The organism is Duganella sp. Root336D2 (assembly GCF_001425005.1).
GTDB lineage: Bacteria > Pseudomonadota > Gammaproteobacteria > Burkholderiales > Burkholderiaceae_D > Rugamonas.
This window is the reverse complement of sequence record NZ_LMDB01000039.1, coordinates 211,214-231,402: the sequence shown is the minus strand read 5'-3', so window position 1 is coordinate 231,402 and position 20,189 is coordinate 211,214. Positions and strand designations below refer to the sequence as shown.

19 protein-coding genes are annotated in these 20,189 nt (G+C 63.2%); 13 read left to right on the top strand and 6 right to left on the bottom strand.

The window, feature by feature from the left end; all coding sequences use genetic code 11:
- Window positions 1-26: 26 nt before the first annotated feature.
- The 6 genes from ASD07_RS29080 (at window position 27) to ASD07_RS29055 (ending at window position 5,583) form a co-directional block, all read left to right on the top strand.
- Entirely contained in the window at window positions 27-1,709 is a 1,683-nt protein-coding gene (locus tag ASD07_RS29080; RefSeq protein WP_055939130.1) for a glycoside hydrolase family 10 protein, read from the top strand.
- 70 nt (window positions 1,710-1,779) lie between these two features.
- Window positions 1,780-2,697: an N-acetylglucosamine kinase gene (locus ASD07_RS29075; protein ID WP_055939127.1), complete on the top strand. Its 918-nt coding sequence runs from the start codon at window positions 1,780-1,782 to the stop codon at window positions 2,695-2,697.
- A 12-nt stretch (window positions 2,698-2,709) separates the two neighbouring features.
- The gene (locus ASD07_RS29070; RefSeq protein WP_055939125.1) at window positions 2,710-3,501 is read left to right on the top strand and encodes an N-acetylmuramoyl-L-alanine amidase; all 792 of its coding nucleotides are present in this window, start codon (window positions 2,710-2,712) and stop codon (window positions 3,499-3,501) included.
- 87 nt (window positions 3,502-3,588) lie between these two features.
- Window positions 3,589-4,491 (top strand): LysR family transcriptional regulator, encoded by a 903-nt coding sequence (locus ASD07_RS29065; RefSeq protein WP_055939123.1) that lies wholly within the window; start codon window positions 3,589-3,591, stop codon window positions 4,489-4,491.
- Complete coding sequence (locus ASD07_RS29060; RefSeq protein WP_055939120.1) at window positions 4,491-5,102, top strand: M15 family metallopeptidase; 612 nt, start codon at window positions 4,491-4,493, stop codon at window positions 5,100-5,102. Before ASD07_RS29065 ends, ASD07_RS29060 begins: the two co-directional genes overlap by 1 nt.
- Before the next feature lie 13 nt (window positions 5,103-5,115).
- Window positions 5,116-5,583 (top strand): hypothetical protein, encoded by a 468-nt coding sequence (locus tag ASD07_RS29055; protein WP_055939117.1) that lies wholly within the window; start codon window positions 5,116-5,118, stop codon window positions 5,581-5,583.
- Here ASD07_RS29055 and ASD07_RS29050 read toward each other — a convergent pair.
- Genes ASD07_RS29050 through ASD07_RS29035 form a run of 4 tightly spaced genes read right to left on the bottom strand, consistent with a single transcriptional unit; the run spans window position 5,578 to window position 9,126 of the window.
- Complete coding sequence (locus ASD07_RS29050; protein ID WP_162246609.1) at window positions 5,578-6,081, bottom strand: DUF2939 domain-containing protein; 504 nt, start codon at window positions 6,079-6,081, stop codon at window positions 5,578-5,580. The two genes, ASD07_RS29055 and ASD07_RS29050, sit on opposite strands and share 6 nt — an antisense overlap.
- Window positions 6,065-6,325: a hypothetical protein gene (locus ASD07_RS29045; RefSeq protein WP_055939112.1), complete on the bottom strand. Its 261-nt coding sequence runs from the start codon at window positions 6,323-6,325 to the stop codon at window positions 6,065-6,067. The genes ASD07_RS29050 and ASD07_RS29045 overlap by 17 nt, the downstream gene beginning before the upstream one ends.
- Window positions 6,326-6,335: 10 nt before the next feature.
- Entirely contained in the window at window positions 6,336-7,877 is a 1,542-nt protein-coding gene (dacB, locus tag ASD07_RS29040) for a D-alanyl-D-alanine carboxypeptidase/D-alanyl-D-alanine-endopeptidase (protein WP_055939109.1), read from the bottom strand.
- Between the two features lie 10 nt (window positions 7,878-7,887).
- Entirely contained in the window at window positions 7,888-9,126 is a 1,239-nt protein-coding gene (locus ASD07_RS29035; protein ID WP_055939104.1) for a nucleoside recognition domain-containing protein, read from the bottom strand.
- A gap of 133 nt (window positions 9,127-9,259) precedes the next feature.
- Between ASD07_RS29035 and ASD07_RS29030 the strand changes: the two genes are divergently transcribed.
- From ASD07_RS29030 to ASD07_RS29015, 4 genes are all read left to right on the top strand, one after another.
- Window positions 9,260-10,936 (top strand): ABC transporter substrate-binding protein, encoded by a 1,677-nt coding sequence (locus tag ASD07_RS29030; RefSeq protein WP_055939595.1) that lies wholly within the window; start codon window positions 9,260-9,262, stop codon window positions 10,934-10,936.
- A gap of 84 nt (window positions 10,937-11,020) precedes the next feature.
- A complete protein-coding gene (locus ASD07_RS29025) occupies window positions 11,021-13,777 on the top strand; it encodes a TonB-dependent receptor (RefSeq protein WP_055939101.1) in 2,757 nt (918 codons plus the stop codon).
- A gap of 1 nt (window position 13,778) precedes the next feature.
- Entirely contained in the window at window positions 13,779-14,852 is a 1,074-nt protein-coding gene (locus ASD07_RS29020; protein ID WP_055939097.1) for an LD-carboxypeptidase, read from the top strand.
- Window positions 14,853-14,939: 87 nt separating this feature from the next.
- Window positions 14,940-15,851, top strand: coding sequence for a YihY/virulence factor BrkB family protein (locus ASD07_RS29015; protein WP_055939094.1), 912 nt, complete (start codon window positions 14,940-14,942; stop codon window positions 15,849-15,851).
- Here ASD07_RS29015 and ASD07_RS29010 read toward each other — a convergent pair.
- Complete coding sequence (locus tag ASD07_RS29010) at window positions 15,848-17,152, bottom strand: ATP-binding protein (RefSeq protein WP_055939090.1); 1,305 nt, start codon at window positions 17,150-17,152, stop codon at window positions 15,848-15,850. The two genes, ASD07_RS29015 and ASD07_RS29010, sit on opposite strands and share 4 nt — an antisense overlap.
- Before the next feature lie 133 nt (window positions 17,153-17,285).
- On the opposite strand from ASD07_RS29010, the gene ASD07_RS29005 reads away from it, so the two are divergent.
- The 3 genes from ASD07_RS29005 (at window position 17,286) to ASD07_RS28995 (ending at window position 19,410) form a co-directional block, all read left to right on the top strand.
- A complete protein-coding gene (locus ASD07_RS29005; RefSeq protein ID WP_055939087.1) occupies window positions 17,286-17,771 on the top strand; it encodes a hypothetical protein in 486 nt (161 codons plus the stop codon).
- Window positions 17,772-17,839: 68 nt separating this feature from the next.
- Complete coding sequence (locus tag ASD07_RS29000) at window positions 17,840-18,715, top strand: MipA/OmpV family protein (protein ID WP_055939083.1); 876 nt, start codon at window positions 17,840-17,842, stop codon at window positions 18,713-18,715.
- The gene (locus ASD07_RS28995; protein ID WP_082507629.1) at window positions 18,715-19,410 is read left to right on the top strand and encodes a hypothetical protein; all 696 of its coding nucleotides are present in this window, start codon (window positions 18,715-18,717) and stop codon (window positions 19,408-19,410) included. The genes ASD07_RS29000 and ASD07_RS28995 overlap by 1 nt, the downstream gene beginning before the upstream one ends.
- A gap of 6 nt (window positions 19,411-19,416) precedes the next feature.
- Here ASD07_RS28995 and ASD07_RS28990 read toward each other — a convergent pair whose 3' ends face one another.
- Window positions 19,417-20,097, bottom strand: a complete 681-nt coding sequence (locus ASD07_RS28990; protein WP_055939080.1) for a response regulator — start codon at window positions 20,095-20,097, stop codon at window positions 19,417-19,419.
- Window positions 20,098-20,189: the final 92 nt, after the last annotated feature.

The following is a 20,189-nucleotide window of genomic DNA, read 5'->3' as shown; positions in this document are numbered from 1 at the left end:
GCTCCTGCTGATGTGAGGATTAGGTTTTGGCTTTTAATGCGAAAAGGCGGCTGACCATAGCCGCCGCCGCGGCCGGCGTGGCCGCATTAATGGGGGCGTGTTCGTCGACGCCGACCGTGCCAGCCCCCGGCGAAGCCGCGGCGCCACCCACCGGTGGCGGAAGCGGCAATGTGCCGGCTCCAGTCTCGAGCGCGGCCCCGGCCCCGGCCCCGGCCCCGGCACCGGTGCCGCAACGCATCACCGGCGAGCAGCCGCCTGCCGCGCCGCGTGAATTCCGTGCCGCCTGGGTGTCGACCGTCGCCAATATCGACTGGCCAAGCCGCGGCAGCCTGCCGCCGGCACGCCAGCAAGCCGAAGCCCTGGCCATCCTCGACCGCGCCAAGTCGCTGCACCTGAACGCCATCGTGCTGCAGGTGCGCCCCAGTGCCGACGCCATCTACCCGTCCAAGCTCGAACCCTGGTCCGAATTCCTGACCGGCCAGCAGGGCAAAGCCCCCGAGCCGGCCTGGGACCCGCTGGCGTTCTGGATCACCCAGGCCCATGCCCGCGGGCTGGAACTGCATGCATGGTTCAACCCTTACCGCGCCCGCCATTCCGCCGCCCGCACGCCGAATGCGCGTGAGCATGTCGCCAATACCAAGCCGCAAGTGGTGCGCCAGTACGGCAAGTTCCTGTGGATGGATCCTGGTGAGGAGAGCGCCGCCCAGCAAACGCTGGACGTGATCCTGGACGTTGTGCGCCGCTACGACATCGACGGCGTTCACATCGACGACTATTTCTACCCTTATCCGATCGAAGCTCCCGGCGCCAACGGCGGCGAGGCGGCGCTGGATGCACCATCCAACGGCAGCAAGGCCGAACTGGACTTCCCCGACAACGCGCCCTACCAGCGCTACCTGCAAGGCGGCGGCACCCTGGAGCGCGCGAACTGGCGCCGGCAGAACGTCAACCAGCTGATCGAATCGATCTACACCGGCATCCACAAGGAAAAATCGTGGGTGCGCTTCGGCATCAGCCCCTTCGGCATTGGCCGCCCCGACCGCCGCCCGCCCGGCATCCAGGGCTTCAGCCAGTACGACAAGCTGTATGCCGATGCCGAATTGTGGCTGCAGAACGGCTGGCTCGATTACCTGGCGCCGCAGCTTTACTGGCCGATCGCCCAGCAGCCGCAAGCCTTCCCTGTGCTGCTCGATTATTGGCTGGGGCAGAACAAGCGTGGCCGCCATATCTGGCCAGGCCTGTACACCAGCCGCATCGACGACAGCAGCAAGTCTTTCACGGCGGACGAAATCGTGCAGCAGGTCGGGATCATGCGCAGCCGCGGCAATGCGAATGGCCACATCCATTTCAGCATCGCCGCCCTGATGCAAAACCGCAAAGGCGTGAGCGACCAGCTGAAAGCTGCCAGCTACCAGGGACCGGCGCTGGTGCCGCCATCCCCCTGGCTGGGCAGCGAAGCGCCGCCGGCGCCGACGGTGGCAGTCAAGCGCCATGCCAGCGGGCTGTCGGTTACCCTTGGCAACGCCGCGCGCGCCAGCCATCTGGCGATCTGGGCGCGCTATGGCGAGGAGTGGCGCTTCAATGTGGTGCCGGCTGGCCGCAGCGAGGTGGTACTGACCGACGACAACGGCGTGCCCGCCCGCAGCGTGGTGGTGTCGGCCGTGGACCGCTTAGGCAACGAAAGCCCCCGGGTTTCCGCTGCCTTATAACTTTTTGGAATGAGTGCGGAACACGCTTTCATGTCAAGATGACAGCGTTTCAACGTACACTCGACAGATCATGGGCAAACCTGACACCGATCGTACCTTAGGGCTGGGAATCGATGCCGGCGGCACCGAAACACGCTGGGCGTTGTCCGACCCGGCAGGCGAGATCGTGGCCGAAGGCACAGTGGCCGGACTGTCTGCCCTGATGATGGCCAGGCCGGCCGGCCGCGCGCTGGTCCACACTACCTTCAGCCAGCTGGCGAAAGAAGTGCTGGAAGCCGGCGAGCCGCTGCGCATTTGCGCCGGTCTGACCGGTTTCGGCGGCGATGGCAACGTGCTGCTGGACTGGCTCTCGACCCTGTTCGGCATACGCCTGGACGCCATCACCCTGTGCAACGATATCGAAGTCGCCTATCTCGACGCTTTCGAGCCCGGCCAGGGATACCTGGTCTATGCCGGCACCGGCTCGATTGCCGCCTTCATCGATGAACAGGGCGAATTCCACCGCGCCGGCGGCCGCGGCGTCACGCTGGACGATGCCGGCGGCGGATTCTGGATCGCGCGCGAAGCGATGCGCCGCATCTGGCGCGGCGAGGACGAGCAGCCCGGCATCTGGGAGGATTCACCGATGGCACATGCGGTGTTCGACCATGTTGGCGGCAGCGACTGGAGCTTCTCGCGCAACTTCATGTACTCCCGGGAGCGCGGCGAGATTGGCAAGCTGGCGCTGGCCGTCGCCATGAGTGCCGGCGCCGATCCTGCCGCCCGCCATATCCTGCTGCAAGCCGGACGTGAACTGGCGCGCCTGGCGCTGGCGCTGGTGACGCGCTTCGGCGAGCGGCCGATTGTCTTGTCCGGCCGCGCCGCCGAACTGCATCCCCTGATTTTCGAAGCCATGCGCGCCGACCTGCCGCCCCAGTTCAATTTGCAAAAACGCAGCGCCAGGCCGCATCATGCGGCCGCCAGGATGGCCGCCCGGCCCCGCAACTAAAAGACGAGATCGATGAAAAAACTGCTGCTTGCTTCCCTGATCGCCCTGCTGACCGGCTGCGCCACGCAACTGCCGAATATCGACCATTCGCTGACGTCCAAAGGGCAGAGCAGCCGCGTGCGTTTCGTGGTGCTGCACTACACCGTATCGGACCTGCCGCTGTCGATCAAGCTGCTGACCGAGAAAGAGGTAAGCGCCCACTATCTTGTAACCGACGAGAATGAGCCGCGCGTCTACGCCCTGGTCGACGAAAACCGCGCCGCATGGCACGCTGGCCTGAGCAGCTGGAAGACCTATACTGCGCTGAACTACAACTCGATCGGCATCGAAATCGTCAATCCCGGCTTCAAGGACATGCCCGATGGCCGCCACTGGTACGCCTTCAGCGACCGCCAGATCGACCAGCTGGTCGCCCTGCTCAAGCAGATCAAGGAGCGCCACCAGGTCGCGCCGGAGAACTTCCTCGGCCACGCCGACGTCGCACCGCAGCGCAAGCAGGACCCGGGCCCGATGTTCCCCTGGAAGCGCCTGGCCGACGAAGGCCTGATCGCCTGGCCGGATGCCAATGCGGTCGCCGCAGCACGCCCGCAATACGAAGCCCAACTGCCGGATATCGCCTGGTTCCAGCAAAAATTGGCGCAGCACGGCTACGCCACCCCGCAAACCGGGGTGCTGGACCCGGAAACCCACAACGTGCTGGTGACCTTCCAGGCCAAGTACCGCAACAGCAAATGGGACGGCGTGCCCGACGCCGAATCCGCCGCCATCCTCGACGTGCTGACCGCGCCCAAGCCAAAACCGTAAGGCGGTTTGCACGAGCGCCGGCTTTCCCCTATCCTGCCAAAATGCCGCGGGGAGGACTTGCGGCGCTGAGGAAGAGGAACCAGGACCATGCGGCTGCGCCACATCGAAGTTTTCCACGCCATCATGCAGGTCGGCACCATCAGTGGCGCCGCCCAGGTGCTGCATATTTCGCAGCCGGCCGTGACCAAGGTCCTGCAGCACGCCGAACTGCAACTGGGCATGCCGCTGTTCGAACGCGTGCGCGGCAAGCTGTATCCGAAGCCGGAAGCGCACCGCCTGTTCGCCGAAACCGAAAAGCTGCACCGCGACCTGCAAGGCATCCGGCGCCTGGCCGCCAGCCTGAAAGGGCGCGCCGTTGAAACCGTGCGGCTGGTCTCGACCCCGACCATCGCCATCAGCGTGCTGCCGCAAGCGATGAGCGAATGGCGCAAGGAATTCCCGGATACGCGATGCGAACTGGCTACCCACCACACGTCCGAGATCGTCAACACCTTGCGGCTGGGCGAAGCCGACATGGCGCTGTCGCTGCAGGACCCGCGCCACCCCGGCATCATCGCCGAGCCGATTGCGCAGGGGGCGATGACGGTGATCGCACCGGCCGGCACCTGGCGCAGCGACGAAGCGGGCCTGCCGCTGACGGCGCAAGGCCTGACCGGTGAACTGATCGGCCACGCCGACAACGATCCGCTGGGCGAAATGATTGTTGCTTCCTGCGAAGCGCAGGGCATCCATCCCAACTTCCGCACCACGGTGCAGACTTACCAGATTGCCCGCTCGCTGGTGGAAGCCGGCGCCGGGCTGGCTGTGGTCGATCCGTTCACGGCGGCATCGGCCGACTCGGCCAGGGTACAGAAGCGCCAGTGGGCGCCGGCCATTCCGATCCAGCTCTTCCTGCTGACGAACAGCCACGCCCCCCTGTCGCACGGCGCGCGCCAACTGGCCGATTCCATCGCCAGCATGGCGCGCGCCTGTCTCGAACAAGGACAGTAATGGGCAACACCATGCGCAGCGAAGACGTTGCCGGCAGCCCCGACTTCCGCCACCTGGCCACCATCGGCGGAATCGCGGTGGACCTGCGTTATGCCGGGGCGGATAACTTTGTCGGTCGCGACCTGTATTCGCCGCTGGACTGCGCCTGGCTGCATCGCGATGCAGCCGCGGCCATCGAGAGCGCGGTGGGCTACCTGGCACAGCGCGCGCCCGGCTTCAAAGTGCTGTTGCTGGACGCCCTGCGCCCGCACCGCGTGCAGGAACAGTTGTGGGATGCGCTGGCCGGCACCAGCCTGCAGATGTACCTTGCGCCGCCGGAGCGCGGTTCCATTCACTCGTTTGGGATGGCGGTCGACGTCACCATCCTCGATCCCAGCGGGCAGGAGCTCGACATGGGTACGGGCTTCGACGACATGACAGAATTGTCCCACCCTGCACTCGAGGCGCGGCACCTCGCCAGCGGCGAGTTGACTGCCGCGCAAATCGCCAACCGCCAGCTGCTGCGCGACGCCATGTTCCAGGCAGGCTTTGCGGGGATCAACAGCGAATGGTGGCATTTCGACTGCGGCGACCGCGTACTGGTGCGCCGCGATTACACGAAAGTCCTTTAAGGAGACGGCAGCCATGCATCAGCCCTGGTCTACCCCACGAGCAATCCTGACCGGCGGCGCGCTGGGCGGTTTGCTGGACATCCTGTTCGCCATCAGCTTCGCCGGCTATAACGGCCTGCCGCCGGAGCGCCTGTTGCAAGTTGTCGCCAGCGGCGCGCTGGGTAAAGCGGCCTTCAGCGGTGGTGCGGCTGCCGCGGTGTTCGGCCTGGCCTGCCATTTCGCCCTGAGTTTCGTGTGGATGGCGCTCTTCTTCTTCGCCGCGCGCCGCATTCCCGCGCTGGCACGCAAGCCGCTGCTGGCAGCAGTCGGCTACGGTTTGCTGGTGTTCTTCACCATGCGGCTGGTGGTGCTGCCCTTGTCGGCGTTCCCGCGCCCGGTGACGTTTAACGCCTTCTCATGGGGCATGGACATCCTGTCGCATATTTTCCTGTTCAGCCTTCCGATCGTGTGGGCGACGCGCAAGGTGCTGCGCGCTTCATAGAAGGAACCCGGACAGCTTCCAGTCCGCAAAGCCATGGCGGACGAAGACCAGCGCGATCCTGTCATTGCGGACGATGTAGCGATTGACGCCATCGCGCTCGGTCACCCATTTCGGCCTGTCTTCGCCGGAGGGCGGCGCCTCGTCGTGTTCGCGTTCGCCACGGTCCTCATGCCGGCCACCACGCTTCTTCGCAAATTCGCCATGCTCCAGCACGAACATCACCGCCTCCGGCCGCACCAGCGCATCCACTACGACGCCGCCCAGCAGGCGCCCGAAGCCGGTAAGGGCGTCGTCGCCCGGCTTGCCGGCCATGTCGTCCTTCATGTTCTCCCGCAGCGCCGGAAAATCGACGTGGCTGTTGAACGCCTCCACGTCATGAACCCGCACCGCTTCCTTCATCTGGTGCACAACGAGCAGCGGCGACCAATACCAATAAGCGGCTACCGCGACAACGACCGCCAATGCCGCTGTCGATATGCTTTTACTTTGCCTTGCCATCATCCCCCCAGCGCCAGCGCGGCGGCTCACCCGTGAGGTAGCAAACCAGGATGAAGATCGAGGTGGCCACGGTGGTCAGCGCCAGGAAGCCCAAAGGCGAGTGCGCAGGATTCAACAACAGGGCGCCGCCCACCATCGCCAGCAGGTAGGCAACCAGTACCAGCCAACCTTGCCAGGTGACAGGCACACCCCATCCCCAGCCATAGCGTTTGGCGGGGAACCAATACTGTTTTACTTCACCCATCTTCAACTCCTCAATGTGTGCTTGGCATTGCAGGTACCGCTTCCGGAGCGGAATTGCGCGAAACCCAATCGATCATGCCGTCCGCCAGTGCGCGGCCGTTGCCGTTGCCGGCGCGCTCGTGGTTGACCATAACGACCACGACGCATTGCTGGCCGTTGGCGTCGGGGACGTAGCCCGCGACAGCCACCACGTTCTTGATCGAACCCGTTTTGACGCGTGCGTGCATAGCAGCCGGGCTTTCCTTCAGGCGGCGCCTCATGGTGCCGTCGATTGCCGCAATCGGAAGGCTGGTGAGGAACTCCGGCGCCCACAGCGATTTCTGCGCCGCCTTCAGCAAGCCGGCCATCTGTTCCGGGCTGGCGCGCTCGATGCGCGAAAGGCCGGAACCGTTTTCGAACACCATGCCGGCATCGTCGACGCCGTGGGCGCGCAGCCAGTTGCGAATCACCATTTCCGAGCGGGCATTGGTGCTCATCGGTACTGGCGCTGCTTCCGCGCCGCCCGGGATTTCCATCGGCGCCGTATCAGGCAGGGGACGGCTGCCCAGCACCGGGTCGGCCTGCAGGCTGCCCAGGCTCAGGAAGATGGTGCGGGCCAGGCCGTTGTCGGAGAGCTTGTTGGTATCGCGCACCATCTCGGGCAGGGAGCGGCTCACATGCTCGGCCAGCAGCGTCGAGGCAGCGCTATTGAGGGCGCGCGCCTGCTCGGCGGAGGCTTCGAACGCCTGGCCGCTGAATTGGCCGCCCAGGCGCTCCCAGATCGCGCGGAACAGGCGCTCTGCGTAATCGGTGCGGTCCATCACGTTGATCACGTTGGCCTTGCTGCAGTTGCGCGGGAACGTCCCTTTCAGCACCATGCTCAGCTGCGAGCCATTGCGCACATACTCGGGAATCTTCCAGCCGTCTTCCCATTTTGCGCAGTCGCGGTCGACCAGCATCAGCTCCGAACGCACGCGCACATTGTCCAGTTCCGGCAGCACGCTCACCTTGATCGATTTCGCATCAGAGGTGATGTCAAGCGTCTGCAGGTTCATGTTCAGCAGCAGCGCATCGGGAATCAGGTTGTAGTAAGCCTCGGGCGATTCGTCGAACGGCGGCGCGCCGGCATCGGCACGCGCGGGCTGCCACAGCTGGCGGTCCAGTACCAGGTTGCCCTCGATCCTGCGGATGCCCCTGGTGCGCAATTTTTCCAGCATGTGCGTGAAAGCGTCGGCAGTGAAATCGCCATCGGCGCCGCCGCGCAGCACCAGGTCGCCGTGCAGCACGCCGCCTGCCACTTCGCCGGTGGTGCGCAATTCGGTGCGGCCGCGGAATTGCGGGCCCAGCACGTCCAGTCCCACCATGGTGGTGAACAGCTTCATGGTCGAAGCGGGATTGAAGGTGCGCGTTGCTTCATTCGAGACCAGCACCTGGTCGCCGCGCAGCACCACCGCCCCGATCGCGCTTTCCGGGATGCCCTTCTCTGCCGCCAGGCGAGCGATCGGCTCCGGCAGGGCCGCATGGGCGGCAGTGCCGATGGCGGCAAACAGTGAGGCGAGAAGCAGGCGGCGCATCGTTGGATCCTTAACCGAAAAACACGTAGGCTACAGCAATCGCGGTCAATACCCCCGCGAGATCCGCGATCAGGCCGGCGGAAATCGCATAGCGCGTCTTGCGGATGCCGACCGAGCCGAAATACAGCGCCACGATATAGAAGGTAGTATCCGCTGAACCCTGGAAGATGCAAGCCAGGCGGCCGACGAAGGAATCCGGGCCGTAAGTTTTCATCGCGTCGATCATCATGGCGCGTGAGCCGGAACCGCTGAAAGGCTTCATCAGTGCCGTCGGCAGCGAAGGCACGAAATCCGTACGCAGGCCCAGCGCACTGAAGACCCAGTTGAAGCCATCCATTACCAGCCCGAACACACCGGCATTGCGCAGCACGCTGATCGCCACCAGCATGCCGACCAGGTAAGGAATCACCGTCAGCGACGTCTGGATGCCGCCTTTTGCGCCCTCGATAAAGGCGTCATACACATTCACCTTCTTGAGCAGGGCGCCGATGATGAAGGCGGCAATAATCGACATCAGGATCAGGTTGGACGCCACTTTCGACACCACCTCGATCTGGTCGCGCGTCAGGAAGGCGGTGAAATACCAGATCAGGCCCGCAATGGCCGCGGTCATGCCGCCGATCCAGGCCAGCAGCACCGGGTCGAACAGGTTCAGCCGCTGGCGGATGCCGACGGCAATAATGCCGGTGATGGTTGCCGCATACGTCGCGATCATGCAGGGAATGAAGATGTCCGAGGGATCGGCCGCGCCGAGGATGGCGCGCTGCGCCATGATCGCCAGCGGGATCAGGGTCAGGCCCGAGGTGTGCAGCACCAGGAACATGATCTGGGCGTTGCTGGCGGTGTCCTTGTTCGGGTTCAGCGTCTGCAGGCTTTCCATCGCCTTCAGGCCGAACGGAGTCGCTGCATTGTCGAGGCCCAGCAGGTTGGCCGAGAAATTCATCACCATGTGGCCGGTAGCCGGATGGTCCTTCGGCACTTCCGGAAAAATGCGCGAGAAAAAAGGCGAGATGATCTTTGCCAGCCAGCCGATGGCGCCGGCCTTTTCACCAATGTTCATGATCCCCAGCCACAGCGTCATCACGCCGGCCAGCGGCAGGGCGATGTCCATCACACCCAGTTTGGCGGACTCGAACGTGCCGTCGATGATCTTCTTGAAGATCTCCGTATCGCCCATGAACAGCCATTGGATGATGGCGGCGGCGAAGCCGACGAGGAAAAACCCGGACCAGATGTAATTAAGGGACATGGATGTACTTCTTGTAGTGGAATGACCGATTTTGCAGCGAAAGTATAGGGCCAGCAGATGAAAGTATGCGCTGCGCTCATGTAAAAAAGTTATAAGCTGGCGTATCGCCACGCACTGGCTTATGCTCCGCCGCATGATAAAACTTCGCGTTCTCGCCGCAGCTCTCGTCCTTGCCACCGCCGCTCCGGCGGCGCTGGCCGCCGACAAAGTCCTGCACGCCTTCCTGTCGACGGGGGAAACCGGCCTCGATCCCGCTGTTGCCTCCGACCTCGCCAGTTTGAGCCTGCTGGAAAACCTGTTCGAGCCGATGCTGCGCTACGACTACGAGGCGCGGCCGGTGAAGCTGGCGCCAAGCAGCCTGCGTGAAATGCCCAGCAGCGATGCCAGCGGCAAGGTCTGGACCTTCCACCTGAAGCCCGGCATGTTCTTCAGCGACGATCCAGCATTTAACGGGAAAAAGCGCGAAGTTACGGCGACGGATTACAAATTTGCCATTGAGCGACTGCTCGATCCCGCGCTGAAATCGCCCTGGTCTTTCATGTTCGAGGGCAAACTGGCCGAGCTGCGCGCGCTCGATAAATACACCCTGCGCCTGACGCTGAAGGAACCGGATCCGAGCCTGCTGTTCTACCTCGCCCTGCCTGCCACCGGCGCGGTGGCGAAAGAAGTGACCAATGCCTACGGCAGCCAGGTCGGCAACCACCCGGTCGGCAGCGGCCCCTTCGTCATCGAGGAATGGAAGCGCAGCGACAAAATCACGCTGGCCGCCAACAAGGGCTACCACCAGGTCTGGCAAGGCAGGCACCTGCCCATCGTCGACAAGGTCGAAGTCAAGATCATGGAGGAGTACCAGTCGCGCGTGCTGGGCTTCCTGAATGGCGAATTCGATTACATCGAACAGGTGCCGGAGTCGATGCGCGATATGGTGCTGGACCCATCCGCGCCGAAACCGGTGCTGAAAAACGACCTGGCCAAGCGCGGCATGGTGCTGTCCCCATTCCCCGTGCTGCAGACCTATTACATGTGGATGAACATGGACGACCCGGTGATCGGCGGCTACAGCAAGGAGAAGGTCGCCCTGCGCCGCGCCATAGCGCTGGGTTATAACAGCCCCGAAGACATCGCCCTGCTGAAGAAGGGCTTGGCCATCCCGGCACAAAGCCCGCTGCCGCCCAATGTGCTGGGCTACGACCCGGCCTACCGCAGCCCGGTCAGCTACAATCCGAAACTGGCCAGGGCCCTGCTGGACCGCTTCGGCTACAAGGTCGGCAAGGACGGTTTCCGCAACCTGCCCGATGGCCGGCCGCTGGCGCTGGTGATGCACAGCGAACCGACCATGGTGGGCCGCCTGCGCGACGAACTATGGCGCAAGAACCTGAATGCCCTCGGCATCCGGGTCAGCTTCAAGACCGACAAGAAGACCGAGATCATCAAGGCCAGCCGCCTGGGCAAGGTGCAGATGTTTGAAACCAACTGGGTGGCCGATTTCCCGGATGGCGACAACTTCTTCCAGCTGCTGTGGGGACCGAACAGCGGCCGAGCCAACTACGCCCGCTTCAACCTGCCGGATTACAACAGCCGCTATGAGAAAGCCCGCAAGCTCAGCGATGGCCCGGAGCGCAACGCCCTGTATCGCGAGCTGAACCAGCTGATCCACGCGTATAACCCTTGGGTGCTGTTGATCCACCCGATTTCGGCCGATATCCAGCAACCGTGGCTTAAAAACTACAACCGGCATCCGGTCGAACTGACCAATTGGCGCTACCTGGACATTGAAGCAAAAAGCAATGTGACCATGGCATTACATTAAGTTATGGACGCAATAGTAATTTTCATTGGATGACAAGATTTCCATAGCGCTACTCTGCAAAAAACACCTGTTCGGGAGAGGCTAGTGAAGATTAAGAAGCTGGCGCAACTCGTTGCGTTGATCGGGGTAGTCAGTCCAGCAATGGCACAGGAAGCCACGCAGCCAATGCAGCGTGTCGAGATTACGGGTTCCAGCATCAAACGCGTTGCGGCGGAAGGCGCCCTGCCGGTCCAGGTCATCACCTTCGACGCCATCCAGAAAGCCGGCATCACCAGCACCGAAGACCTGCTGCGCAGCATTTCCGCCAACGGCACCGGCGCTGACAACATGACGTCGGGTAACAACGTATTCGGCGCCGATGCCGACCGCGTATCCGGCGGCGCTTCTTTCGCCTCCCTGCGGGGCCTGGGCCCGAACGCCACGCTGGTGCTGCTGAACGGCCGCCGCGTGGGCAACCACGGCGCCTCCGGCAAAGCCGTCGACCTGAACTCGATCCCACTGGGCGCCATCCAGCGCGTGGAAATCCTGAAGGACGGCGCTTCCGCGATCTATGGTACCGATGCGATTGGCGGCGTGGTCAACTTCATCCTGCGGACCGATTACACCGGCGTCGAAGCGAGCGTGAGCTATAACGCCACCGAAGCCGGCGGCGGCATGCAGCGCCGCTACTCCCTGCTGGGCGGCATCGGCAACCTGCGCGAACAGGGCTGGAATGTGATGGCCAGCGTCACGCACGATGTCGACGACAAGCTGTCGTCCAGGCAGCGCGATTTCGCCAACGGCTTCCAGCCGGAGCGCGGCTTGTCGCCGGACACCACCGGCACGCCGTATGCCAATGTACTGACCGGCGCCGGTACGGCGTTGGGTACCGGCTTCAAGGTCGCGGGCGACAATACCACCTACCTGCAAGCCAGCCCGTTGAGCTTCCAGGGCAAATGCGACAGCATTCCCGGCATGTCGCAGTACCAGACCGGCCTGTGGAAAGACGTTACGGCACCGACCCGCACCAGGTATTCCTGCGCCTACGACTATGGTGCGGACTATGTGATCAGCTTCCCGGTCGAACGTACCAACGCCGTGTCGCGCGCGACTTTCCAGTTGAGTCCCGATCACAAGCTGTTCGCGGAACTGCTGGGTTCACGCACCAAAGCCACGGCCGAACTGACGCCGGTGCAGATTTCAACGCGGCTGGACAATGGTTCTGCCTATCCGGTCAATGGTCCGTACTACCTGGACATGAGCCAGTTCATCCCGGCCTACGACACGACCAAGCCGATCATCTACAAATGGCGCTCGACTCCATGGGGCAAGCGCACCCAGCAGAATGTCACCGAAAACCTGCGCGGCCTGGTCGGTCTGGAAGGCCTTCTGGCCGGAAAATACGACTACAAAGTCGGCCTGTCGCGCGCCCAGAGCAGCACCAGGACCGACCTGATCGACGGCTACGGCTGGACCAGCCAGATCTACTCGGCCCTCGGCAGCGGCAAGATCAACCCCTGGCTGCTGCCTGGACAGAGCCAGACTGACGAAGCCATGAGCCTGATCGAATCGACCAAGTTCCGTGGCCGCCTGCAGCATGGCAAGACCACCATGACCCAGCTCGACGGCTCGATCTCGGGCGAGGTGTTCCAGCTTCCGGCGGGCGCCGTGATGATGGCGGCCGGCTTCGACCTGCGCAAGGAGAGTTATGAGTTTGCGCAGGATGTGGATGCAGGCAAGCTGCTGCTCGCGCCAGGCAACGCCAACCAGGACAGGGTCAGCCGCAATGTAAAGGCCGTGTACGCGGAAATGATTATCCCGGTCGTCAAAGACCTGGAAGTGCAGCTGGCCGTGCGGCGCGACCATTACTCGGTGTTCGGTTCCACCACCAATCCGAAGATATCGTTCCGTTGGCAGCCCTCGCAGAACCTGATGTTCCGCGGCTCCGCCTCGGAAGGCTTCCTGGCGCCGAGCTTTACCCAGCTCTACTCCGGCCGCCTGCTGGGCGAGTTGCCCAATGGCGTGATCGACCAGGAAGGCTGCGCCCAGCATCCAGGCGATCCGGCCTTCTGCGCGATTCCACGGCTGAACTATTTCTCCGGCGGAAATCCGCGCCTGAAGCCGGAAACCTCCAAGCAAGGCACGCTTGGCATGGTGGTGGCACCGTTCACCGGCTTCACCGCCTCGCTCGACTACTGGGCGATCAATGTCACGGACCGCATCCTGAACCGCACGCCGCAAGTCGTGCTGAAAAACTGGCAATACCTGAACGACTACATCATCCGCAACCCGCAGACCGGCGCGATCGATCACGTGGAAGCGGGCTGGATCAATGCCGCCGGCCTGAAAACACGCGGCCTCGACCTGGGCTTACGCTACGACGCCAAGTTCGGCGGCTACAAGACCAGCGCCACCCTCGACGGCACCTGGATGCAGTCGTTCAAGTTCGCCGAATTCGAAGGCCAGCCCTTCGTCGAGCAAGTGGGCCAGTTCGCTACCCGCGACGTCTACCTGCGCTGGAAGCACAACGCCGGCCTGACGGTTTCGCGCGGCGACTGGAGCGTCCTGTTCAACAACAAGTTCGGATCGCACTACGCCGACCAGCTGCCGAACGGCGGCAAAGGCACGCCGCCGGCCGGCTTCGACCCGCAGGTCAGGCACTACAGCATCTTCGGTATTTCCGGCACGTACACCGGCTTCAAGAACACCACGATCACAGCCGGCATCCAGAACCTGTTCGACACCGACCCGCCCTTCACCGCCCACAATGTGGACGAAGTGGTGGGTGCCGGCTGGGACCCGCGCGTGGCGGACGGCCGTGGCCGCTCCTTCGCACTCAACGCGAAATACAAGTTCTACTGATGTGATTACCCGGCGCAGTTTTGGCCGCATCGTGGCGGCCGCCCTGGCCGCTGCCGCACTCCCCGCAGTGTCGGCAGCGGCCGGCAGCCATCCTGTTTCCCGAAAGCAAACCATGAAGAAAGCGGCACTGGTCAAGCCACCGCGTCTGACCGCCGGCGATACCGTAGGCCTGGTCGCCCCCGGCGGCCATACCGACGCCCCGGCGATCGCCAGGGCCATCAAGAATATCCAATCGCTGGGTTTCCACGTCAAGCTGGGCCGCAATCTCGAGGCTGTGTACGGCAACTATGGCGGCCTCCCCCAGCAGCGGCTGGACGACCTGCATGCCATGTTTGCCGATCCGGACGTGAACGCCATCTGGGCGATTCGCGGCGGTTCCGGCTGCCTCCAGTTACTCGAGCACCTCGACTACGAGCTGATTCGCCGCAATCCCAAGGTCCTGATCGGCTATTCCGACATCACGGCGCTGCACCTGGCAATCCAGAAGAAAGTCGGGCTGGTGACTTTCCACGGTCCGGTAGCCTCTTCCACCTTCTCAGACTATACGACGACCCAATTGTTGAATGTGCTGATGCACCCGGAAGACGAATACACCATCCCGATGGCGCTGGAAAACAGCCGCAAGGCAGAGGAAGAACCGCACTACGCGCTGCGCACCGTGGTGCCCGGCGTATGCGAAGGCCCGCTAACTGGCGGCAACCTGTGCCTGGTCAGTGCCCTGGTCGGCACCGAATACGCCAGCAATTACCAAGGCGGCATCCTGTTCCTGGAAGAAGTGAACGAAGCCCCGTACCGGATCGACCGCATGCTGATGCAGCTCCAGCTCAGCCAGAAGTTCGACAAGGCCGCCGGCGTCATGCTCGGCATTTGTGAAAACTGCGGCCCGCAGGACAGCGATATATCCCTGACGCTGGATGAGACCACCGACCAGCACCTCAAGCCACTAAAAGTGCCAGCGGTCACCGGCTACAGCTTCGGCCATATCCGCAACCAGTTCACACTCCCAATGGGCATCCGCGCCCGGCTCGACACCGACCGCCAAACCCTCACCCTGCTCGAACCCGCTGTCTCCTAGCCCCACAGCAGAGCCCGTGTCACACCTTGGGGTCACACCCCAAGTGTGACACAGGCTCGTCCACAGACTTCGGCGTAGAATGGGGCGATGCGCATACTCAAGCACAGGGCGGTGGCTTTTGTGCTGGCGCATCCCCTGGACTTCGCCCTCCGGTGCCTGAAGGGTTTCCGGGCCAACCAGGGGTTGCTGCTGGCCGGCGCCGTGGCCTACTACTCGCTGCTGTCCATCGTCCCGCTGCTGATGCTGGTGGTGGTGGCGCTTTCCCACATCATTCCGCAGCAGGAACTGCTGCAAATCATCGGCCGCTACCTTGAATGGCTGATTCCCGGCCAGTCGCAGGCCGTGGTGGCTGAGGTCGGCCATTTCCTCGACCATCGGGAACTGGTGGGCTGGGCGCTGGTGCTGGTGATGCTGTTCTTTAGCTCCCTGGCTTTTTCGGTGCTGGAAAATGCCATGTGCTTCATCTTCCTGCACCGCGCCAAGGTGCGCCGCCGCCACTACCTGGTATCGGCCGTCCTGCCTTACTGCTATATCCTGTTCCTCGGCATCGGTGCGCTGGTGATGACCCTCGTCGCAGGCAGCCTGCAAGTCATCGGCGAGGAAACTGTGCACCTGTTCGGCTACGAATGGTCGCTGCATGGCTTGTCCGGCGTGCTGCTTTACCTGCTGGGCCTGGCCGGCGAGGTGCTTATGCTGAGCTCCATCTACCTGGTGATGCCGGTGGGCCGCCTGTCGCTCTCGCATGCGCTGATTGGCGGCGCGACCGCCACCGCATTGTGGGAAATTGCGCGCCATGTGCTGGTCTGGTACTTCACCACCCTGTCGCAGGTGAACCTGGTGTATGGCTCGATGACCACCGCGATCGTCGTCATGTTCAGCCTGGAGATTGGCGCCACCCTGCTGCTGTTCGGCGCCCAGGTCATTTCGGAGTTCGAACGGGTCGGGCGCGGGGAGCAGACCAAGGCCCCGCACCGCCTGCAAACCAAGACTGCCTGCTAGGCCGGCAAGGTAATCGTGAAGCGCGCCCCGCCCAGTGCTGAGCTGCCAACTACCAGGGTGCCGCCGTGCAGCTGTACCGCCTTGCGCGCGATGGATAACCCTAAACCAAAGCCGCCCGTATTGCGGTCGCGGCTGCGGTCGAGGCGGTAAAAGGGCTCGAAAATGCGTTCGCGCTCGGCGTGCGGGATGCCGGGCCCGTCGTCCTCGACCACCACCTGCACCACGCTGCCCATCCTGGCCGCCCCCAAGCGCACCGAGCGCGTGCCGTACTTGAGCGCATTGCGCAGCAGGTTGCCGACCGCGCGTTCCAGCAGGCGCTGGTCGCCGCTGAACTGTCCCAGCGACGTACCCAGCGCCATTTCCAGCGCCATGCCCTCGGATGGCGGCAGGGTTTCGCTGCAGTGGGCCAGCGCCGAGCCGAGGTCAAACGCGCGGCGCTGCAGGTGCGGTTCAGCATCCAGGCGGGTCATGCCAAGCAGTTCGTTGACCAGCTCTTTCAGTTCGCGCAAGTCGCCTTCCATGGCGTTGATGCGCTTGTCCAGGGCCGGGTTCTCCGCCGCATCGCGCAGCAGTTCCAGTGCGAATTCCAGGCGTGCGATCGGAGTGCGGATCTCGTGCCCCACCGAATGCAGCAGGTTGCGCTGCGAATCGAGCAGCCGTTCGATGCGGTCGGCCATGTGGTTGATACGCTCGGCCAGCGGGTAGATGCTGTCCTTGGGCTCCATATGCGCGCGCGCCCCCAGTTCTCCGCCGCCGAAGCGGTCGGCCACGTCGGACAGCTGCTGCAGCCCCTGCCAGTGCGCGCGCGACCATGCCGCGATCGGGATCAGCAGCACCAGGGCCACGATCAGGTAGCGTACCGCCTCCATCGACAGCGCAAAGCCGATATCGATCGGCAGGTCCTGCGCCACCAGCGCTTCCTCGTTACTGCCGATATAGCGCTCGCCCACCAGGTCGACACGCCGGTAGAAGGCCTTGCGGCTGATATCCAGCACCACGTCGCCGCGCTCGAAGCCGGCCGCGTCGATGCCGGTGAGCTGCCGCCGCACGTCGCCCAGCGGCACCAGTTCGAAACGTACGCCGGAAACTTCGCGCACCTTGTTCAGGCGGTCCAGCCACTGGTCGGCCGGCGCCTGGTCGATGTACTGCTCGAGGAGGAAGATCTGGGCCGCGGCCTGGCGCCGCGCAATCGAGTCCAGCGGGTCGCCGAACAGGCGATTGATCGCGAAATAGACGATGAATGCCGCCGCACTGATGGACAGCATCACCAGTATGAAAAAACGGAAGAACAGGCGATTCATCAAGGCGCATTGTATAAGAAACAAGGGCCTGCAGCGAATTGGCGTACAAATTTCCGACAAAAAGCGTACAGCTCAGGGCGGATTTCCAGCGCCGACTTATCTAAGATCACACCATCGCCAGGAGAATCCCGCCATGAACCTGATCATTCGCTGCCTGCCCTTATTGGGCGCCCTGTGCCTCGCCGCCTGCGGTGGTGGTGGTGGTCCGTCCTCGCGAACCCTGGCTGCTGCACCGGTCGTCGCCGATGGTCCCATGGCGTTTGAACAGTTGGCAAACCTTGGGCATTCCGCCCTGCAGAATCCGGAGACTTTCGTGGTGCGCGACAACGACAGCCTGGAAAAGCTGTGGAGCCGCGCTTACCAGAACACGACTACAGCGCCCGCAGTGCCCACGGTCGACTTCAGCCGCAAGATGGTGCTGGCCGTGACCCCGGGCTATGTCGCCGCCTGCACCAGTTTTGCAATCGAGAAGGTGACAATGAGCGGCGGCGTGATGCTGGTCAATTACAAGACTACTCCGCCGCTTCCGACAATGATGTGCATCGCCGCCGTTTTCTCGCCTGTCTCGATCATTGTTGTAGATCGCCTCGATACAACAGTGAAATTCATCGGGAGCTGAGCGTTTTAGCGGCTTGGGCCAGTATTGCATTTAAAATGTGCGGCTATCCCAACCGTAGGTAGCCTTATATGCGACAGTACCTGTTCCTCGCCATTGCCAGCGCCTGCAGCACCGTAGCTGCACAGACGCCGGCCACCAACCCGATGCCGGACGGCAGCCGGGATATGTTTATTGGTATTGGCGCCCAGTCAGTCCCCCGCTACGACGGTTCGAGCGATAACCGCACCCTGGCCATGCCGGTGCTGCAGGTCCAGTGGAGCAACGGCATTTTCGTCTCTGGCACCGCCCTGGGCTGGCACCTGTCGCAGTCGCCTTCGATGGAATTCGGCCCGATGCTGGCGCTGTCGCCGCGCCGCGACCAAGGTGGCGTCTCCTTCAGTTTCAGCGGCGTCAGCGAAGGCTCCAGCACACGCATGGCCTATACCAGCCTGCGCCCCGGCGAATTCAGTGAGCGTGAGGAGCTCGACCCTAACCGGCTGCGCAATATGGACGTGGTCAAGCGCCGCATCCTGGCCGGCGGCTTCTTCAACTATTACCTGTCGCCCAAGCTGCGCCTGACCAATACCCTGACTTATGGCAGCGGAAAGGAGCGTAATGGCGCGCGCCTGCACACCTCCTTGCAGTACATGATGGTCGATGTGGCGCCCCACCATACCGTCGTGCTGTCGGCCGGCGTTTCCGTGGCCAACCGTGCCTACAGCGAAACCTGGTTCGGCGTGACCGAGGAAGAAGCCGAGCGCGCCGGCACGCGTGGCTATTACCGTCCTGGCGCCGGTGTGCAGGACGTGCGCGCCGGCGTGCGCTGGAATTGGGCGCTGAGCCCAAGCTGGATGCTGACCTCCGGCGCTACGGTCAACCGCCTGGCCGGTGATGCAAAAGACAGCCCGCTGGTCGAGCGGGCTGCCAATTATTCCGTTTCAACTGCCCTGGCTTACCGATTCTGATGAAAACCCTGACCTTGCTCCGCACCACGCTGCCGGCTGTATGCCTGGCGGTGGTGTCCTGCGCCGCCCAGGCGCAGGAGGAGTGGGTCAGCTATCGCGACGCCTATAAGCAGATGGTGGTGTTCGCCAAATACGGCAAGCCGAAGAACTTCCTGCAGATCCATTACGAAGTCAGGCCGCGCGATCCTTCGTCGTCGCTGGAAGGCTTGCACCTGACGCTGACCGGCAAGAATACCCAGCTTAACCTGCCGCTCGACGCCACCGGGCGCGCCGTGTTCCCGCTGCTGAAGGCTGCTTATGACGATAACGCCGTGCTGGCGCTGAACCGCCGTATGGCCGGCTACCGCTTTGCCCCGCGCGTCACGATCATTGCGCGCAACGATGGCATTTACGAATCGGCCGACCTGCAGGCGGCGTGCGAGCAGGCGCTGGCTTACCAGCGCTACATCGATGCCTCATATGGTTCGAAGAAGTGCGGCGGCGTGCGGTTTGTGTTCGGCAATCGCGCGGATGCGCTGGTGCAGGCGAAGTATGGACCGCGGGAAGCGCCGCTGCCCGTGGTGGACGGGCCGGCCTTTGACGGCGAAACGCTCGGTACTTACCGCACCGCGACTTACCGCTTCGCCGACTGGTCGGCGCAGGGCCAGGTCGTCAGCCAGAATACGCCGCTGGCGATTGCCCCGCTGTTTGAATAGGCTGCTTTAATTCCAGGCCGACGGCGAGAACAGGTACCCTTCGCCCCAGACGGTCTTGATTTTCTCACCATCCGTATCGTCGAACTTGCGGCGCAGTTTCGAAATCGAGTTATCGATCGAGCGGTCCAGCCCATCGAATTCAATGCCGCGCATGGTCTTCAGCAGCGCATCGCGCGACAGCACCGTGCCGGCCGATTCCGCCAGCACCAGCAGCAGCTTGTACTCGGTGTTCGAAAGCGGGCAAGGCTGGCCGCGCCAGGTGACCGAACGGTCGCTGGTGGCAATGCTTAATTGGCCAAAGGCCAGTTGGTCCACTTCCGACTTGCCCTGGCGGCGGCGCAGCAACGCGCGCAGGCGCGCCAGCAGCACGCGCGGCTGTACCGGCTTGTTGATGAAATCATCGGCGCCCTGTTCCAGCAGCGACACCTCGTCGTAGGAGTCCTCGCGCGCGGTCATGATCAGGATCGGCACGTCGCTGATGTCGCGGATCTGCTGGCTGACCTTCATGCCGTCCATGCCGGGCAACATCAGGTCCAGCACCACGACGTCGGGATTGGCTGCCTTGAAGCGCGGCAGGGCCTCATCACCGCGCGGCACCACGTCGACCTTGAACTCGTAGCCCGCCAGGTACTCGGTGACCAGCTCGGCCAGGCGCTCATCGTCTTCCACCAACATCACTTGAACCATGTCTTTCTCCTTATGGCGGACATTTTATAAGAGCTACAAGCACATGGCATATATGCACTTGAAATCCGACAAAGCGATACATTTTGTGAAGC